Below are 1680 nucleotides of genomic sequence, written 5' to 3'. Positions count from 1 at the left end.
CCCTTTTTTACTGTAAAGACGTTCTTTCAAACGTTCACTCATCTCAGGATCATTTAAAATATCCTCAATTCTCTTTTTCTTGTTCATCTTTTGTAAAGTTAGCAGACACACTTAAATGAACAGTCTCTTTGAGTTTCATCAATGAAAAACATATCTCCAAGCTCTAAATACTCTCCTTCTGCTTCACCTTTCCTACCCAATTGTTTTACAAAATTACCTTCCCCATCAAAAACAAAAGCCGCATTTACAATTCTCTTGTCTAACACATATATGAGATTTTCGTCAATCAGCACCTTATCAACTTCTCCAATCAAACAAGCCTCACTTGTTTCTAAGGGTATATAGTCAATAGCATTAACAAATTCTGAAAAGTAAATCATATCCACTTCATTATGATCTACGATATCGAACACTACAAATCCTTCTTGATCATAGTAGACTTTCTCCAAACTAGCTCTTGACCTATCGCATGATAGCAAGAATAAATTTGCAAGCATGATCATGCAGGTGAAATTTCTCATCTCTTCATTCTTTTTGAAATCAAAAATCTTTCAACCTAAACTTTACCAAAATAATGCTTTCCGCATCCCTTTGACTCTTTTCCAAATCCAGTATTTTTTGGGAAAGCTTATTATCATTATTTCTCACCATTCTGGAAAAAATATTTGAATTAAAGTAACCTACAAACTCACCGTCGGCAGTTACAGTCTGCACCATTGGCATGGAAATACTATCCATATCATTGATCCAAACAGGACCTATGTTGACCTGATGATTGCTTCGTTTTGAATAAAACGTCATATTATTATATCCGTTATAACTGTATGCAGCACAAATAAAATCTTCTGTTTCACTCACATTAGAAAGAAAAGCCCAACCACCTACTTTTTTGTTTTTATAATCCTCTAAAAATATAGATAGCTCATCAGCATCCATATCATAGATCCTTGGAGGATTCGCATTGGTAAATTCAAATGCAAACCTAGGAAACACACTCCCCTCTTCTAAATCAACCCCATAAACAACCGAATTGATTGACTCCATAAGCCTCAACGAATCCCCAATTTGATAAAATCCGGCTCTAGGAATGGGATACGAAAGTAAATGTTCTCGATAGGTGGTCTCCAAATCTTGTTTTTCAATTTCTTCGCTTTCATTGGCAATAAAAAATCTAGGCTGTACTGGAAAAGTGTTTTCAAAGATATGTCCATTTGACATTCGAGAATTGTACAGCGCCATAGAAGAATCACTTATTGGGAAAAATGAGGAAATAAATAACTTATTTTTCATAGAACTCAAATACTCCCCTGATATAGCATACGTGAGGATTTTTTGACTCATATGCGAATGTATCAGCACATTACCCGTTCTAGGATCAACATTAAAGTCATTGATTTCGCCATACTCTTCTGGCCCCTCACCTTTACTTTGAATAGCATTTATAAATTCGCCCTCATCGGTAAATATAAAAACTGATTCTGTAAGGCGATCGGAAATATAGACATGTCCATTATGATGAATCATTTTCTCTATCTCGCCTATAATCATATCCTCTGGCAAGGTAAGCGGATAATAATCTATACTCGACACGATTAGCGATGCTTTCATAGAATACTCCTCATCTATATCGTTTTTAGGATCTATCCTGATGATCTCTGCATCCCCATAAAATTCATTTGT

The 1680-nt window shown here is 35.1% G+C and carries 2 protein-coding genes; both read right to left on the bottom strand.

Annotation, left to right across the window (positions count from 1 at the left end; all coding sequences use genetic code 11):
- Positions 1-98: 98 nt before the first annotated feature.
- Positions 99-521, bottom strand: a complete 423-nt coding sequence (locus MM239_RS20720; protein ID WP_241350237.1) for a 6-bladed beta-propeller — start codon at positions 519-521, stop codon at positions 99-101.
- A gap of 19 nt (positions 522-540) precedes the next feature.
- Positions 541-1680 (bottom strand): 6-bladed beta-propeller (locus MM239_RS20715; RefSeq protein WP_241350236.1); only part of this gene is annotated, 1140 nt, incomplete at its 5' end.

This window comes from Belliella filtrata (genome assembly GCF_022549775.1).
Taxonomy (GTDB): Bacteria; Bacteroidota; Bacteroidia; order Cytophagales; family Cyclobacteriaceae; genus Belliella; species Belliella filtrata.
Note: the sequence above shows the minus strand (reverse complement) of the source record. Positions and strands in the feature narration are given on the sequence as shown.

Bases quoted from the DNA above. Each gene is read 5' to 3' on its own strand.
- MM239_RS20720 (WP_241350237.1), bottom strand. From the start codon at position 521: ATGAGAAATTTCACCTGCATGATCATGCTTGCAAATTTATTCTTGCTA.